Source organism: Pseudacidovorax sp. NFM-22 (assembly GCF_021401245.1).
GTDB lineage: Bacteria > Pseudomonadota > Gammaproteobacteria > Burkholderiales > Burkholderiaceae_C > Xenophilus.
Genome location: NZ_JACBFY010000003.1, coordinates 303845 through 318695, shown reverse-complemented (window position 1 = coordinate 318695; position 14851 = coordinate 303845). Strand labels below are relative to the sequence as shown.

Sequence of the window (14851 nt, the reverse complement as noted above, 5' to 3'; positions counted from 1 at the left end):
CTGGCCGCAGCGATATGGGCCAGGGGGGTGGGTGCGACGTCCGTCGCCGCGAAGGACGGTGCCGCGGCAACGGACGGTTCGGGCAGACTGGCACAGGCCGTCAGAAACGCGACGAGTCCGAGCGCCAGGCACCGGACCAGCCACCCCACCCACGGAACCTGCGACGCGCCAGCATGAGCGTGGCGCGCCACGCGGCCGGCATGCGCCTGTGCCACTCAGCGAAGGCCGATTACTTCTTGGGTTCGCCGGCTTCGGTCGGAGCCGGGATGGCGCCAGCCTTGTTGGCGGCGGCCATTTCCTTGCGCTTCTTCGCGCGCTCGGCCTTGCGCGACTCGTGCGTGCCCGAGATGGCCTTGGTCTGCTTCTCGGGAGCCGTGGCTTCACCGCCGGTGGGCGCGGTGCCGCTCTTCTCGGCAGCGGTCATGTCGGCCTTGCGCTTCTCGCGTGCGGCGGCACGCTCGGCCTTGGTGGTCTTCTTGGCGGCAGGCGTCGGCGGTTCCTTGGTCGGATCGTCAGCCATCGCGGGGCTGGCGGCCAGAAGCGCGACGGCCAGAGCTGCAGTTGCCGCAAAGAGGTTCTTGGTGTTCATATCGTCCTCGAGATAGTTAATTGAAGCCGACCGCGAGCGGCCGACACCCCATCGTGGAACCGGCTTACAAAAGCGTCAAGGGTTGTGACACAAGGAATCTGCTCCCATCCCCCCAATGGACCCGCCTCTGTGGCGCGGACGACACTCCGCGGAAGCCGCAGCTAAGCAAAAAGGACAAAGCTGAACGATTACTGAACGATTGAGCTGCCCGGCACCTGCCCCGGTGGCCCTGCAAAGATCTGGGCCGTGTCGACAGCATCGAAGCGGTATTGCTGACCGCAGAAGTCGCAGCCCACCTCGATGCGGCCCTGCTCGGCCAGGATGTCGTCGGCCTCCTCGCGTCCCAGGCTGCGGATCATGCTGGCAACGCGGTCGCGGCTGCAGGTGCATGCAAAGCGCGGGCCAAGCATGCCGTCGCGCGGCGCGAAGCGCAGCAGCCGCTCCTCCCAGAACAGGCGCCGCAGGATGGTCTCGATGTCGAGCGACAGCAGTTCGGCCCGCGTGAGGCTGCTGGCCAGCGTCGAAATGCGGTTGTAGTCCTCGTTGCGGCCGATCTCGTCCTCGTCCCGCGCGGTGGCACTGCCGGCCAGATTGGCCTCGCCGGCCAGCGGCAGGCGCTGGATCAGCAGGCCCGCGGCCACCTGCTCGTCGGCCGCCAGCACCAGCGTGGTGTCGAGCTGCTCGCTCTGCAGCATGTAGTGCTGCAGCACGTCCGACAGCTTGCCCAGGCGTTCGCCGTGGTCGCCGAACAGGGGCACCACGCCCTGGTAGGGCTGCTGGCCCGGCAGGCGTTCCTTGGGGTCGAGGGTGATGGCGCAGCGGCCCTTGTTGCCCACGTTCACCAGGTCGGCCAGGCCGGCGGTGGCCGGCACCTCGCCCACCACGCTGGCCGTGGCGCGCAGGCTCAGGTCGGGCTGGGCTTCGGCCACGGCCACCTTGACCGGCCCGTCGCCGAAGATCTGGAGGATCAAGGAGCCCTTGAACTTGATGTTGGCCTGCATCAGCGTGGCTGCGGCGGTCATCTCGCCCAGCAGTTCGGCCACGGGCGGTGCATAGGCGCCCGTCTGGGTGTTGGCGGCGCGGCGGGCAAGGATCTCCTGCCAGGCGCCGTCCAGGCGCACGATCATGCCGCGCACCGGCAGGCCGTCGAAGAGGAAGGTGTGTAGTTCGCTCAAGGTTGCTTTCCTCGGCCGACGGGCCGGCGCACAGCGCCGAAGGGGTCAGCCGATCTTTTTGAGGCCCTTCGCGAAGCGATGGGCGTTTTCCACATAGTGCTGCGCGCTCTGGCGCAGCTTGGCGGCGGCGGCATCGTCCAGGGTGCGCACCACCTTGGCCGGCGAGCCGATGATCAGCGAGTTGTCCGGGAACTCCTTGCCTTCGGTCACCACGCTGCCGGCTCCGACGATGGAGTTGCGGCCGATGCGGGCGTTGTTCAAGACCACCGCCTGGATGCCGATCAGCGAGCCGTCGCCGATGGTGCAGCCATGCAGCATGACCTGGTGGCCGACGGTGACGTTCTCGCCGATGGTGAGGGGGCAGCCGACGTCGGCATGGAGCACCGACAGATCCTGCACATTGCTGTTGCGGCCGATGGCGATGTGCTCGGTGTCGCCCCGAACCACGGCGCCGAACCAGACGCTGGCGTTCTCGGCCAGGCTCACATTGCCCATCACCTCGGCGCTGTCGGCCACCCATGCGCCTTCGGCGAGTTGGGGGGCGGTGCCATCGAGTTCGTAGAGGGCCATGCTTGTCGTCTCCTGGTGTCGTGGGTGCGTGTGCGGGCAGGCCGCGGGCGAAAAATAGAATTGTAGGGATGCACCCCCGGCTGCGCGCGCTGCAGGCGCTTGTCCTTTCCGATCCCGCCCAGAAGGTGGCGGCCACCCGCGCGCTGGCGGCCGATTGCGCCCAAGCGCCGCCCGTCGACGCCTGCTGGACCGACAGGATCCGCATGCCGGACGACGGTGCGGGCGTGCCGGGCCGCCCTGCCCGGCCGGTCCGCGTGGGCGCCAAGGACGTGCCCACCCGCTCGCCCTTCACCGAGGAAGGCCGCGCGGCGCTGGTGCATGCCATCTGCCACATCGAGTTCAATGCCATCAACCTCGCGCTCGATGCGCTGTGGCGCTTCGACGGCATGCCGGCCGACTACTACCGCGACTGGCTGCGGGTTGCGGACGAGGAGGCGCTGCACTTCACGCTGATCCACGGCCACCTGGAGTCCATGGGCTGGCAATACGGCGACTTCCCCGGCCACGACGGGCTGTGGACCATGTGCGAGAAGACGGCAGACGACGTGGTCGCCCGCATGGCGCTGGTGCCCCGCACCCTGGAAGCGCGCGGGCTGGACGCCACGCCGCTCATCCAGGCCAAGCTCGCCCGTGTGGGCACGCCCGACGCGCGGGCGGCCATCGCCATCCTCGACATCATCCTGCGCGACGAGATCGGCCATGTGGCGGTGGGCAACCGCTGGTACCGCTGGCTGTGCGAGCGGGAGGGGCTGGAACCGCTGGCGCACTACCGGCGCCTGTACCGCGAGCATCAGGCGCCCCGGCTCAAGCCGCCGTTCAACATGGACGCCCGGTCGCGGGCCGGCTTCACGCCGGACGAACTGGAAGGGCTGGCTGCGGACGCGACATAGACGCCTGCAGCGCGGGCCTCGCATTCGCACGCCCGCCCTGGACCGCCCGCACCAACCCGCCCCTCGCGCCCTGCTCAATCGGCCTTGATGCCCGCGGCGCGGATGATCCGGCCGTTGTTCTCGTATTCGGCCGCGATCTCCTTGGCGAAGGCCGCGGGGCTTCCGCCGGTCGGCACGTTGTCGGTGGTGGTCAGGCGCGAACGCATCTGCGGCGATTGCAGCGCGGTGTTGATCTCCGTGTTGAAACGGGCCTGCAAGGGCTGTGGCAACCCGGCCGGGGCGAAGACGCCGAACTGCGAAGAGAGGTTGGCGTCCTTGAAGCCCAGCTCGGCCAGGGTCGGCACATTGGGCAGGCTCTCCAGCCGCGCCGGGGCGCCCACAGCCAGGGGCCGCAGCTTGCCGGCCTTGACCTGGATGGCCACCGCCGGGCCCGCATTCGTGGACAGCACCTCGAACTGGCCGGACAGCGCATCCGTCATCTGCTGGCCACCCCCCTTGTAGGGCACATGGGTGATGTCGACCTTGGCCGTCGCGCGCAGTTGTTCCAGCATGATGTGTCCCAGCGATGCCGGCCCCGAGGTCGCCCACCGCACTGCGCCGGGCTGCGCCTTCGCCTTCGCCAGCACGGCGCGCATGTCCGCGCTGCCCTCGGCCGAGGTGGCCAGCAACACCACCGGCGAATACATGACGCTGGCCACCGGCAGCAGGTCGCGCAGCGGGTCGTAGGGCAGCTTGCCCAGGTGCGGGCTGAGCACCAGCGGGCTGATGGCCGAGAAGCCGAGCGTGGCGCCGTCCGGCGCGGCCTTGGCGATGGCCTCCATGGCGATGGTGCCGCTGGCGCCCGCCTTGTTGTCGACGACGAAGGTGCTGCCGGTCTGCGCCGCCAGCCGCTCGGCCAGGGTGCGGGCCACCACGTCGGCCACGCCGCCGGGCGGATAGGCCACGATCAGGCGCACGGTCTTGGGCAGGTCCTGGGCCAGGGCCGGCAGGCCCGTGGCCGCGAGGGCCGCGCCAAAGGCCGCGAGAACAGCGCCACGGCACAGGCGCCGGCGCAGGGAGGAATCGGTCGTAAAGATCATGGCCGGATCATGCCAGCGCCCCTCGGCGTCCGCGGCCGCAGGCGGTCGGCCGCCGTGCCTCAGCCCCGCGGATGGTGCCGCGCATGCAGCTGGCGCAAGCGTTCCCGCGCCACATGGGTGTAGATGGTGGTGGTGGAGATATCGGCATGCCCGAGCAGCAACTGCACCGCGCGCAGATCGGCACCATGGTTCAGCAGGTGCGTGGCGAAGGCATGGCGCAGCGTGTGCGGCGACAGCGGCACACGCACGCCCGCCGCCTCAGCATGCTTCTTGACGATCACCCAGAACATGGCCCGCGTCATGCCAGCGCCGCGCGCGGTGACGAACAGGTCGCCACTTTGCTGGCCGCCCAGGATGGCCGGCCGGGACTCGGCCAGATAGCGGCCGATCCAGCGCTCGGCCTCCTGCCCGAAGGGCACGAGGCGCTCCTTGCTGCCTTTGCCCATCACCCGCAGGACGCCTTCCTGCAAGCCGAGGTCGACCAGGCGCAGGCCCACCAGTTCGCTCACGCGCAGGCCGCTGGCGTACATCAGCTCCAGCATTGCGCGGTCCCGCAGGCCCAGCGGCGTGGCGACGTCGGGTACCCCCAGCAGCGCCTCCACCTGCGCCTCGCTGAGCGTCTTGGGCACGCGCGCGGGCTGGCGCGCGGGCAGCAGGCGCAGGGTCGGGTCGGCCACGATGCGGTGCTCGCGCAGCGCCCAGCGGAAGTAGCGCTTGAACACCGTCAGCCGGCGGTTGGCCGAGGTGGCCTTGCCGCGCTGCGCGAGGCGCTCGCCCATATAGGCCTGCAGATCGCTCTCGCGCGCCGCCGGCAGGGCCACGCCGCGGGGCGCCAGCCATTGCGCCAGCAGCGAGAGGTCGCGCCGGTAGGCGGCCAGCGTGTTGCGCGACAGGCCCTCCTCCAGCCACAGCGCGTCGATGAAGTCGTCGATGTCGGCAGGCGATGGCGTGGCGGCGGTGGAGGCCGGAGGGGTCATGGACATGCGGAAAAACAGGAAGCCGCCCGAGGGCGGCTCCGAAAACGCAGCGCCGGGCAACGGCGCGCAGCGGTGGACAGAACGCTCAGTCGAGCTTGAGATTCTGCTTCTTCACCACGTCCTTGTAGACGGCGAACTCGGCCTTGATCTGCGCGGCGAACTGCTCGGGCGTGTTGGCCACGATGATCGAGCCGGTGTCCTCGATGCGCTTGCGAACGGCCGGGTCTTCCAGCGCCTTGCGGGTGCCGGCGTTGATCTTGTCCACCACGTCCTTCGGCAGGCCCTTGGGGCCCAGGATGCCGTAGTAGGCCATGCGGTTGACCGGCTCCAGGCCCACCTCCTTGAAGGTGGGCACGTTGGGCAGGTCCTTCAGGCGCTGGGGCGCCGCCACCACGATGGGCACCAGCTTGCCGGCCTTGATGAAGGGCAGCGCCGAGGGCAGGTTGTCGAAGATCATCGGCACCTGGCCGCCGACGGTGTCGTTCAGGGCCGGGCCGGCGCCGCGATAGGGGATGTGCGTGACGAAGGTGCCGGTCATGCTCTTGTAGAGCTCCATCAGCAGGTGGCCGATGCCGCCGGTGCCCGACGAGCTGTATGAATACTTGCCCGGGTTCTTCTTGAGCTCGGCGACGAAGCTGGCGTAGTCCTTGGCCGGAAAGCTCGGATGCACCGCAATCACGTTGGGCGTGGCGGCGATGTTGATGATGGGCGTGAAGTCGTTGATCGGGTCGTACGGCGTCTTGGGGTTGATCGCCGGATTGGCCGCCGTGCTCGACACGGTGGCCACGCCCAGCTTGTAGCCATCGGGTGCGGCCCGGGCCGTCTCGGACGCGCCGACCACGCCGCCGCCGCCGGCCTTGTTGGTGACCACCACCGGCTGGCCCAGGATCTTGCCGAGCGGATCGGCGATGACGCGGCCCACGATGTCGGTGGTGCCGCCGGGAGCGAAGGGCACCTGCAGTTCGATCGGCTTGTCGGGATAGCCCTGCGCCCAGGCGGCAGGGGCAGCCAGCGCACCCAGCAGGGCAGCGGCGGCGATGGCGTTCCAGTGGCGGCGTTGCATCAGATTGACTCCAGCTTCGTTTGTTGAAATGGGCGGATTCGCTTCCCGCGTGCGGGGCATCCTAGCGGCAGCCCTGACGCACGACCTTGAGGGAATACCTATAAGCGGCCCGTTTATGCTCCCCGGGTGAATTACGCGCAGCTGCTGTTTCCGGACTTCTCCCTCATCGCCTGCGGTTGGCTGCTGTGCCGCTACACCGCGCTGGACCGCCGGGTCTGGGACCAGGTCGAGAGCCTGGTGTACTACTTTCTCTTCCCGGTCCTGCTCTTCCATTCCATCGTCAAGAGCCCCATCGACTTCGGCTCCGCCACGCACCTGCTGGCCGCCGGGCTGGGTGTGGGGCTGGCCGGCATCGCGCTCGCCTATGCGCTGCCCTACCTGCCCTGGCTGGGGCGGCACATCGACCGGCGCGAGCACGCGGCCAGCGCCCAGGTGGCCTTCCGCTTCAACTCCTTCATCTGCCTGGCCGTGGCCGAGCGCCTGGCCGGCGCCGAGGGGCTGCTGGTGATCGCGGTGCTGATCGGCGTGTGCGTGCCGCTGATGAACGTGGCGGCGGTGTGGCCCATGGCGCGGCATGCCAACAGCGGCTTCCTGCGGCAGCTGGCACGCAATCCGCTCATCATCGCGACGGCCAGCGGGCTGGTGATCAACCTGCTGGGCCTGCAGGTGCCCGAATGGATGCAGCCGACGCTGGGCCGGCTGGGCGCCGCCTCGCTGGCGCTGGGCCTGCTGGCGGCGGGCGCGGGCATGCAGTTCGGTGCCCTCAACCGCGGCAAGGCGCTGGGCGTCGCGGTGCTGTCGATCCGGCACCTGGTGCTGCCGCTGGTGGCCTGGTGCCTGTGCCGCCTGCTGGGCCTGCACGGGGCCCAGGCGGCGGTGCTGATGGCCTTCTCGGCCGTGCCCACCGCATCAAGCGCCTACGTGCTGGCGGCGCGCATGGGCTACAACGGCGCGTACGTCGCGGCGCTGGTGACGCTCTCGACCCTGCTGGGGATCGTCAGCCTGCCCTTCGCGCTCAGCCTGCCGCGCTGAGCGCCCGCCTCAGGCGGACTCGGCGGTGGGCGCCTGCGCCAGCGCCCAGTCGATGTGCTCGCGCAGCAGAGGCGTGGCGGTGTCGCGCCGCGCCGTCAGCGCAGTGGCCGCCGATGCATCGCCCTGGCGCAATGCATTGCCCAGCGCGACGGCGATGTTGCGCACCCAGCGCTCATGGCCGATGCGGCGGATGGGGCTGCCTTCGGTGCGGCGCAGGAATTCGTCCTCGGTCCATGCGAAAAGCTGCGCCAGCGTGCCGCCCGTCAGGCCCTCGCGCGGATCGAAGTCCGGCAGCGCACTGCGCTGCGCGAACTTGTTCCAGGGGCAGGCGAGCTGGCAGTCGTCGCAGCCATAGATGCGGTTGGCCATCGCCGGGCGCAGCGCCTCCGGGATGACTCCCGCGTGCTCGATGGTCAGATAGGAGATGCAGCGCCGCGCATCCAGCCGCTGCGGCCCGAGGATGGCGCCCGTCGGGCAGGCGTCGATGCATGCCGTGCAGCGGCCGCAGTGCGCCGCCACCGGCTCGGTCGACGGCAGGGCGAGGTCGACGTAGATCTCGCCCAGGAAGAACATGGAGCCCGCCTCGCGGCTCAGCACCAGCGTGTGCTTGCCGCGCCAGCCTTGGCCGCTGCGACTGGCCAGCTCAGCCTCCAGCACGGGCGCGGAATCGGTGAACACGCGGTGGCCGAAAGGCCCGATCTGGGCGGCCAGCCGGTCGGCCAGCTTCTGCAGCCGGGCCCGCAGCACCTTGTGGTAGTCCCGCCCCCGGGCATAGAGCGACACGATGCCCTCGCCGGGCCGATCCAGCCGTGCCCATTCGACGGCCTGCCAGTCTTCCGGCGTCTCGCGCGGCAGGTAGTCCATGCGGGCGGTGATCACGCTCAGGGTGCCCGGCACCAGCTCGGCCGGCCGGGCGCGACGCATGCCGTGCGCCGCCATATACCCCATCTCGCCATGGAAGCCCTGGGCCAGCCATTCCGCCAGGCCGGGCTCTGCGTCGGACAGGTCGATGCCCGCGATGCCGATTTGGGAGAATCCGAGCTCCCCGGCCCACGCACGAATCCGAGCCACGAGTTGAGCATCGACCGCAGTCACCGTCCGATTGTAGAAATCGCCTCCCGCACGCTGCTCTGGCAGGGCGAGGAGGACACTGCCCGCTTCGCCCAGTCGCTGGCGCAGGCCATGCAGGCCCGGCCCGAGCTGGGCCACGCCTTCATCGCGCTGCACGGCGACCTGGGTGCCGGCAAGACCACCTTCGTGCGCCACCTGCTGCGCGCGCTCGGCGTCCAGGGCCGCATCAAGAGCCCCACGTATGCCGTGGTGGAGCCGCACACGACGCAGGACGGCCGGCCGGTCTACCACTTCGACTTCTACCGCTTCAGCGACCCACGCGAATGGGAAGACGCCGGGTTCCGGGACCTTTTTGCCGGCCCCGGACTCAAGCTGGCCGAGTGGCCCGGCCAGGCGGCCGGCTACCTGCCCACCGAGGACCTCGCCATCCACATCGAAGCCATGACCCCAGACGCCGACGACATGCGCCGCGTGCAGTTGCGCGCCTTCACCCCCAACGGCCAGGCCCTGCTGGCGGCTGTTGCGCCATGAGCCGTCGCCGCACGCCATCCCACCCTCCCGCCGGCGCTGCCGCCGAGGCTGCGCCCATGACCCACGCCCTGCTCCCCGTGCAGCCCGAGCGCCGGCGCTGGCTGCAGCAGGCCGGCAGCCTGGTGCTGCTGATGGGCGCGGCCGAGATCGCGCACGGCGCCTCCATCGTGGCCGTGCGTGTGTGGCCGGCCGCCGACTACACGCGCATCACCATCGAGTCCGATGCGCGGCTGCAGTCGCAGCAGCTCGTGGTGGGCGACCCGCCCCGCCTGGCGGTGGACATCGAGGGCATCACGCTCAACCCGGCCCTGCGCGACCTGGTCGGCAAGGTCAAGGCCGACGATCCCTACATCGCCGGGCTGCGGGTGGGCCAGAACACGCCCACCATGGTGCGCATCGTGTTCGACCTCAAGCAGACCGTGCGGCCGCAGGTGTTCTCGCTGGCGCCCGTGGCGGCCTACAAGCACCGGCTGGTGCTCGACCTGTACCCCCAGGAAGCGCTCGACCCGCTCGAATCGCTGATCGCCGAGCGCCTGCGCGACACCCGCACCGGCGCATCGCCTGCCGCCCCGCTGCCGCCTGCGCCCCCTGCCGTGGCGGTGGCGCCGCCGGTGGTCCAGGCGCCGCCCCCCGTCCCGGCACGGCCCGTCCCGGCCACCGATCCGTTGGGGGACCTGATCGCGCAGAAGGCCGTCCGTCCGCCGCCGCCTGCGCCGCCCACGCCCGTGGCGCCGGCGGCGCCCCCGGTCCTGGCCGAGGCGCCGCGCCCGGCGCCTGCGCGGCCACAGCGGCCCGAGCCCAACGTGGCCACCGCCACCCGCACCGACCGCATCATCATCGTGGCGCTCGACCCCGGGCACGGCGGCGAAGACCCTGGCGCCATCGGCCCCAACGGCACGCGCGAGAAGGACATCGTGCTGCAGGTGGCCCGGCGCCTGCGTGACCGCATCAATGGCAGCACCCTGGGCGGCAACCCGATGCGCGCCTTCATGACCCGCGACGACGACTTCTTCGTACCGCTGAACGTTCGGGTGCAAAAAGCGCGGCGCGTGCAGGCCGACCTGTTCATCAGCATCCATGCCGACGCCTTCACCACGCCGGCGGCGCGCGGCGCCAGCGTGTTCGCGCTCAGCCAGAACGGTGCCTCCAGCAGTGCCGCACGCTGGATGGCCAACAAGGAGAACCAGTCCGACCAGGTCGGCGGCATCAGCATCGGCGAGCACGAGATTCAGGTGCAGCGCGCGCTGTTCGACATGAGCACCACCGCGCAGATCAAGGACAGCCTGAAGCTCGGCGGCGCCATGCTGGGCGAATTCCGCCGCATCGGCGCCCGGCTGCACAAGGGCGACGTCGAGCAGGCCGGCTTCGCCGTGCTCAAGGCGCCCGACATCCCGAGCGTGCTGGTGGAGACGGCCTTCATCAGCAATCCGGAAGAAGAAGCCAAGTTGCGCAGCGTGGCCTATCAGGAGGAGATGGCGGACGCGCTGTTGAAGGGCATCCACCGCTATTTCGGCCAGAACCCGCCGCTGGCGCGCAGCCGCGCGCTGTAATGCCGCGGCCTTCGCGCCGCGCGCGCGGCGTCTCTCAGGGCGGGACCGCCGCGACGCACAGCGGCCGGCGGACCGCTCCTACAGGCGCGAAGAGACCGACGAGCCCACCATGTGTCCATCACATTCCAGAAAGGTGGACACCATGTTGAAGACTCGCACTTGGATTTCTGCCGCCGCCATTGGCGCGGCGGCCCTCATGGCCGGCTGCGCCGCCGGCCCCAACCAGCAGATGGGTGCCGGCGTCGGCGCACTGGGCGGTGCTGTCGTGGGCAATGCAATTGGCGGCAACACGGCAGCGACCGTGGGCGGTGCCGCCATCGGCGGCCTGGTCGGTAACGAAATTGGCCGCCAGCGCGACCAGCAGAACTACAACAACCAGTACTACTACCCGGACGGCAGCCGCCGCTATTGAGCGGAACGCCAGCCATCAACGCCCGGGGCCGCAAACGCGGCCCCGAGCGTTTTTGCGCTGAGCGGCCTCAGCGCGCCGTTGCGGCCGGCGCGTTCGAGGCCCTCGAGCCGCGCCAGGCGCCGAAGATGGCGATGAGGCCCGGCACCAGGATCAGCGCCCAGATGATCTTGTCCAGATGCTCGCGGACGAAGGTCAGGTTGCCGAAGAAGTAGCCCGCCGCGCAGATGCCCACCACCCACAGCACGGCCCCGCCGACGTTGAAGGCCGTGAACTTGGAGCGGCTCATGGCGGCGACGCCCGCCACGAATGGCGCGAAGGTCCGGATGAAGGGCATGAAGCGCGCCAGCACGATGGTGATGCCGCCATAGCGCTCGTAGAAGGCATGCGCCTGATCGAAGGCCTTCCGGTTGAAGAAGCGCGTGTTCTCCCACTGGAAGACACGGGGCCCGATGTGGCGGCCGATGGCGAAATTGCACTGGTCGCCCAGGACGGCCGCGGCCAGGAGCACCGGGATGGCGATCCCGAGGTTCATCAGCCCCGCGCCGCAGAGCGCACCGACGATGAACAGCAGCGAATCGCCCGGCAGGAAGGGCATGACCACCACGCCCGTCTCCACGAAGACGATGAGGAAGAGCAGCACATAGACCCAGGTGCCATAGGCGGCGACGAAGGCCTCCAGGTGCTTGTCCACGTGGAGGATGAAGTCAATCAGGAAGGCGACGATGTCCATGGCGCGGCATTATCCGGGCCGCCCGTTGACGGATTCTTAAAATCCCGCCGTGAGCGCCCTCCTTTCCTCCTCCTCCGCCAGCCGACGGCCCATCCGGGACCTGCCGGACGAACTCATCAGCCAGATTGCCGCCGGCGAGGTGGTGGAGCGGCCCGCCTCGGTCGTGCGCGAACTGGTGGACAACGCCTTGGACGCCGGGGCGAGCCAGATCACGGTGCGCCTGGCCGCCGGCGGTGTCCGGCTGATCGCCGTCGAGGACGATGGCGGCGGCATCCCGCGCGACGAGTTGCCGCTGGCGCTGCGCCGCCATGCGACCAGCAAGATCGCCAGCCTGGCCGAACTCGAATCGGTCGGCACCATGGGCTTTCGCGGCGAAGCGCTGGCTTCGATCGCCTCCATCGCCGAGCTGAGCCTGCTGTCGCGCCACGGTGGGGCGGACAGCGCCTGGCAACTGGATGCCCGCACGGGCGAGCTGCGTCCAGCGGCCCGCAGCCAGGGTACGACGGTGGAAGTGCGCGAGCTGTTCTTCGCCACGCCGGCGCGCCGCAAGTTCCTCAAGACCGATGCCACCGAACTGGCGCACTGCATCGAGGCGGTGCGCCGCCATGCGCTGGCGCGTCCGGCCGTGGGCTTCGCGATCTGGCACGAAGGCCGGCTGGTCGAGCAGTGGCGCATCGCCGACACGCCCGCCCAGCGCCTGTCGGACGTCTTCGGCGAGGATTTCATCGGCCAGAGCGTGCAGGTCGACCATGGCGAGGGCGCCCTGCACGTTCGTGGCCATGCCGGCGTGCCGGATGCGGCCCGCAGCCGGGGCGACCAGCAGTTCTTCTACGTCAACGGCCGCTTCGTGCGCGACAAGGTGCTGCTGCACGCGGTGCGTGCCGCCTACGAGGACGTGCTGCATGGCCAGCGCCAGCCGGTGTTCGTGCTGCACCTGCAGATCGATCCGACGCGCGTGGACGTCAACGTGCACCCCACCAAGATCGAGGTGCGCTTTCGCGATGGCCGCGAAGTGCACAGCGCCGTGCGCCACGCCATCGAGAACGCCCTGGCGGCCCCGCGCGCCGCCGGCGCGGCGAGCACGGACGACAGCGGCACCGGCCGGCCCGCCCCGCTGCTGCGAGGCTACGACGCGCCCGCTGCGGCGCCGGCATGGCGGCAGACCGGCATTCCGTTCGCGGCCGAGCGGGGCGCCGGCGATTGGGCGGCCATGTGGCCCACCGCGCCTGCGGCACCGTCGGCAGCGGCAGACCCGGGGCCGGGGGACGAGGCATCCCCTGCCCTCACGGCCGGCCTGGGCGACGCCCCACTCCAGCCCCCCTGGGCGGCCGGCGGCGCGGCGGCTGGCGCCCTGCGGCCCTCCTCCACCCCGCCGGAGGTCGCTGCCACGGCTGCCAGCGACTGGCCGCTGGGCCGTGCGCTCGCACAACTGCAGGGCATCTACATCCTGGCCGAGAACACCCAGGGCCTGGTCATCGTCGACATGCACGCCGCACACGAGCGGATCGTCTACGAGCGCCTGAAGACCCAGCTCGACGGCCATGCGATCGCCAGCCAGCCGCTGCTGATTCCCGCCACCTTCGCGGCCACGCCGGAAGAGGTGGCCACGGTCGAGACCTGCTCGGAGGTGCTCGGCGCCCTGGGACTGGAGGTCTCGCCCTTCTCGCCCCGCACCCTCGCGGTGCGCGCTGTGCCGGCGCCCCTGGCCGACGGCGATCCGGTGGCGCTGGCCCGCAGCGTGCTGGCCGAGCTGGCCCAGCACGAAGCCACCACCGTCATCCAACGCGCCCAGCATGAACTGCTCGCCACCATGGCCTGCCACGGCGCCGTCCGGGCCAACCGGCGTCTCACGCTGGACGAAATGAACGGACTGCTGCGCCAGATGGAAGCCACCGAGCGCTCCGACCAGTGCAACCACGGGCGCCCCACATGGCGGCAGCTGAGCGTGCGCGATCTGGACGGACTGTTCCTGCGCGGGCGCTGAGACGGCAGGGCGGGAACGCGCCGCAACGGGGAGCTCGCGTAGGCAACGTCCTACGTGGCGGTGGCACTGGGGTTTACACGGTCGTCGGAAAGGCGGGCACGCCCGTTGCATGTGGGCAAGGGTGTGCAAGGCCTGTAACGGGCCGTCACCCACACGGTGCTCAGGGGCCGCAGTTGCAAATCCCTGTGAACTTCGACCCGCCATCCGGTCTCTGTTTGCCCAATGAAACGTTGGTCCCTCATCGCGTCGGCCCTGTCTTTCACCGTCCTGGTCGGTGCAGGATGCTCCACGCTCGACGCCCAACAACGCGAATGGATCTTCCAGCCCAGCGACCTGAGCTGGGGCAACACCGCGGAGATGACGGTGGGCATGGACGACGTGTGGATCGACTACCGCACGCCCGATGGCGATGACGTGCGGCTCCATGGCTTGTGGCTGGGCGATGCGCCGATGTCGCGCGACACGCCCGTGATGCTGTACCTGCACGGCGCGCGCTACAACGTTTCCGGCTCGGCGCCGCGCATCCGCCGCATGCACGAGCTCGGCTTCTCGGTGCTGGCCATCGACTACCGTGGCTTCGGCAAGAGCACCAAGACGCTGCCCTCCGAGGAATCCGCCCGCGAAGACGCGCGCGCCGCCTGGAAATGGCTGGCCGCCAAGTACCCCAAGCAGCGCCGCTACATCTTCGGCCATTCGCTGGGGGGCGCCATCGGCATCGACCTGGCCGCCGATGTGCGGGACGAGTCCGGCACCATCGTCGAAGGCACCTTCACCTCGATCTCGGATGTGGTGAGCAGCTTCAAATGGGGCTGGCTGCCCTTCAAGCCCTTCATCACCCAGCGCTTCGAGTCCCTCGCGAAGGTCAAGTCCATCGGCTCGCCGTTGCTGGTGGTGCACGGCTCGAACGACACCCTGATCAATCCCACCCTGGGCCGCAAGCTCTACGAGGCGGCCACGGGCCAGAAGATGTTCGTGCTGGTGGAAGGTGGCTCCCACCACAGCACCAACTCCGTCGGCGAGGCGCAGTACCGCGCCGCGCTGGCCCAGTTGTTCCAGATGAAGGAACGCGGCCTGGGCACCCCCGCTCTCGCCACAGGCGAGCCGGCGGCAGGCCTCAGCCGCCCGGCGGGTGGCACCGCCGTGCCGCAGGCGGTGAAGCCACCCCAGCCGCTGGGCACCTGAGCGCGGCCTGGGCGCC

Annotated in this window: 15 protein-coding genes; 7 read left to right on the top strand and 8 right to left on the bottom strand. The window is 70.1% G+C overall.

What is annotated here, in order from left to right; genetic code table 11:
- Nucleotides 1-229: 229 nt before the first annotated feature.
- The 3 genes from L0984_RS12470 to L0984_RS12460 all read right to left on the bottom strand — a co-directional run bounded on the left by L0984_RS12470 (nucleotide 230) and on the right by L0984_RS12460 (nucleotide 2334).
- On the bottom strand, nucleotides 230-589 hold the full coding sequence (locus tag L0984_RS12470) for a hypothetical protein (RefSeq protein ID WP_234193892.1): 360 nt from the start codon (nucleotides 587-589) through the stop codon (nucleotides 230-232).
- A gap of 188 nt (nucleotides 590-777) precedes the next feature.
- Nucleotides 778-1764, bottom strand: a complete 987-nt coding sequence (gene hslO / locus L0984_RS12465; protein ID WP_234193891.1) for an Hsp33 family molecular chaperone HslO — start codon at nucleotides 1762-1764, stop codon at nucleotides 778-780.
- A gap of 45 nt (nucleotides 1765-1809) precedes the next feature.
- A complete protein-coding gene (locus L0984_RS12460; RefSeq protein ID WP_234193890.1) occupies nucleotides 1810-2334 on the bottom strand; it encodes a gamma carbonic anhydrase family protein in 525 nt (174 codons plus the stop codon).
- Nucleotides 2335-2402: 68 nt separating this feature from the next.
- Between L0984_RS12460 and L0984_RS12455 the strand changes: the two genes are divergently transcribed.
- Nucleotides 2403-3224 (top strand): ferritin-like domain-containing protein, encoded by an 822-nt coding sequence (locus L0984_RS12455; protein ID WP_234193889.1) that lies wholly within the window; start codon nucleotides 2403-2405, stop codon nucleotides 3222-3224.
- Nucleotides 3225-3298: 74 nt separating this feature from the next.
- Here the strand turns inward: L0984_RS12455 and L0984_RS12450 are convergent, their stop codons facing one another.
- From L0984_RS12450 to L0984_RS12440, 3 genes are all read right to left on the bottom strand, one after another.
- Nucleotides 3299-4303, bottom strand: a complete 1005-nt coding sequence (locus L0984_RS12450) for a Bug family tripartite tricarboxylate transporter substrate binding protein (protein WP_234193888.1) — start codon at nucleotides 4301-4303, stop codon at nucleotides 3299-3301.
- Nucleotides 4304-4362: 59 nt separating this feature from the next.
- Entirely contained in the window at nucleotides 4363-5286 is a 924-nt protein-coding gene (gene xerD, locus L0984_RS12445) for a site-specific tyrosine recombinase XerD (protein ID WP_234193887.1), read from the bottom strand.
- A gap of 79 nt (nucleotides 5287-5365) precedes the next feature.
- Complete coding sequence (locus L0984_RS12440) at nucleotides 5366-6343, bottom strand: tripartite tricarboxylate transporter substrate binding protein BugE (RefSeq protein ID WP_234193886.1); 978 nt, start codon at nucleotides 6341-6343, stop codon at nucleotides 5366-5368.
- Between the two features lie 126 nt (nucleotides 6344-6469).
- Between L0984_RS12440 and L0984_RS12435 the strand changes: the two genes are divergently transcribed.
- Entirely contained in the window at nucleotides 6470-7375 is a 906-nt protein-coding gene (locus L0984_RS12435; RefSeq protein ID WP_234193885.1) for an AEC family transporter, read from the top strand.
- A gap of 9 nt (nucleotides 7376-7384) precedes the next feature.
- On the opposite strand, the gene queG is transcribed toward L0984_RS12435, so the two are convergent.
- Nucleotides 7385-8437, bottom strand: a complete 1053-nt coding sequence (queG, locus tag L0984_RS12430) for a tRNA epoxyqueuosine(34) reductase QueG (protein ID WP_234194393.1) — start codon at nucleotides 8435-8437, stop codon at nucleotides 7385-7387.
- A gap of 12 nt (nucleotides 8438-8449) precedes the next feature.
- On the opposite strand from queG, the gene tsaE reads away from it, so the two are divergent.
- The 3 genes from tsaE to L0984_RS12415 all read left to right on the top strand — a co-directional run bounded on the left by tsaE (nucleotide 8450) and on the right by L0984_RS12415 (nucleotide 10939).
- Nucleotides 8450-8977 (top strand): tRNA (adenosine(37)-N6)-threonylcarbamoyltransferase complex ATPase subunit type 1 TsaE, encoded by a 528-nt coding sequence (tsaE, locus tag L0984_RS12425; protein WP_255697351.1) that lies wholly within the window; start codon nucleotides 8450-8452, stop codon nucleotides 8975-8977.
- Between the two features lie 56 nt (nucleotides 8978-9033).
- On the top strand, nucleotides 9034-10527 hold the full coding sequence (locus L0984_RS12420) for an N-acetylmuramoyl-L-alanine amidase (RefSeq protein WP_234193884.1): 1494 nt from the start codon (nucleotides 9034-9036) through the stop codon (nucleotides 10525-10527).
- A 142-nt stretch (nucleotides 10528-10669) separates the two neighbouring features.
- On the top strand, nucleotides 10670-10939 hold the full coding sequence (locus L0984_RS12415; RefSeq protein ID WP_234193883.1) for a glycine zipper domain-containing protein: 270 nt from the start codon (nucleotides 10670-10672) through the stop codon (nucleotides 10937-10939).
- A gap of 67 nt (nucleotides 10940-11006) precedes the next feature.
- Here the strand turns inward: L0984_RS12415 and L0984_RS12410 are convergent, their stop codons facing one another.
- Nucleotides 11007-11669, bottom strand: coding sequence for a DedA family protein (locus L0984_RS12410; protein ID WP_234193882.1), 663 nt, complete (start codon nucleotides 11667-11669; stop codon nucleotides 11007-11009).
- 49 nt (nucleotides 11670-11718) lie between these two features.
- On the opposite strand from L0984_RS12410, the gene mutL reads away from it, so the two are divergent.
- Both mutL and L0984_RS12400 read left to right on the top strand, forming a co-directional pair.
- Nucleotides 11719-13653 (top strand): DNA mismatch repair endonuclease MutL, encoded by a 1935-nt coding sequence (mutL, locus tag L0984_RS12405; protein ID WP_234193881.1) that lies wholly within the window; start codon nucleotides 11719-11721, stop codon nucleotides 13651-13653.
- 222 nt (nucleotides 13654-13875) lie between these two features.
- Nucleotides 13876-14835 (top strand): alpha/beta hydrolase, encoded by a 960-nt coding sequence (locus L0984_RS12400; protein ID WP_234193880.1) that lies wholly within the window; start codon nucleotides 13876-13878, stop codon nucleotides 14833-14835.
- Nucleotides 14836-14851 lie beyond the last annotated feature (16 nt).

What these genes read in the sequence shown, in the direction of transcription:
- L0984_RS12410 (WP_234193882.1), bottom strand. Translation starts at nt 11,669, where the DNA reads ATGGACATCGTCGCCTTCCTGATTGACTTCATCCTCCACGTGGACAAG.
- L0984_RS12455 (WP_234193889.1), top strand. Translation starts at nt 2,403, where the DNA reads ATGCACCCCCGGCTGCGCGCGCTGCAGGCGCTTGTCCTTTCCGATCCC.
- L0984_RS12440 (WP_234193886.1), bottom strand. Translation starts at nt 6,343, where the DNA reads ATGCAACGCCGCCACTGGAACGCCATCGCCGCCGCTGCCCTGCTGGGT.
- xerD (WP_234193887.1), bottom strand. Translation starts at nt 5,286, where the DNA reads ATGTCCATGACCCCTCCGGCCTCCACCGCCGCCACGCCATCGCCTGCC.
- L0984_RS12400 (WP_234193880.1), top strand. Translation starts at nt 13,876, where the DNA reads ATGAAACGTTGGTCCCTCATCGCGTCGGCCCTGTCTTTCACCGTCCTG.
- L0984_RS12450 (WP_234193888.1), bottom strand. Translation starts at nt 4,303, where the DNA reads ATGATCTTTACGACCGATTCCTCCCTGCGCCGGCGCCTGTGCCGTGGC.
- L0984_RS12420 (WP_234193884.1), top strand. Translation starts at nt 9,034, where the DNA reads ATGACCCACGCCCTGCTCCCCGTGCAGCCCGAGCGCCGGCGCTGGCTG.
- L0984_RS12415 (WP_234193883.1), top strand. Translation starts at nt 10,670, where the DNA reads ATGTTGAAGACTCGCACTTGGATTTCTGCCGCCGCCATTGGCGCGGCG.
- L0984_RS12460 (WP_234193890.1), bottom strand. Translation starts at nt 2,334, where the DNA reads ATGGCCCTCTACGAACTCGATGGCACCGCCCCCCAACTCGCCGAAGGC.
- L0984_RS12470 (WP_234193892.1), bottom strand. Translation starts at nt 589, where the DNA reads ATGAACACCAAGAACCTCTTTGCGGCAACTGCAGCTCTGGCCGTCGCG.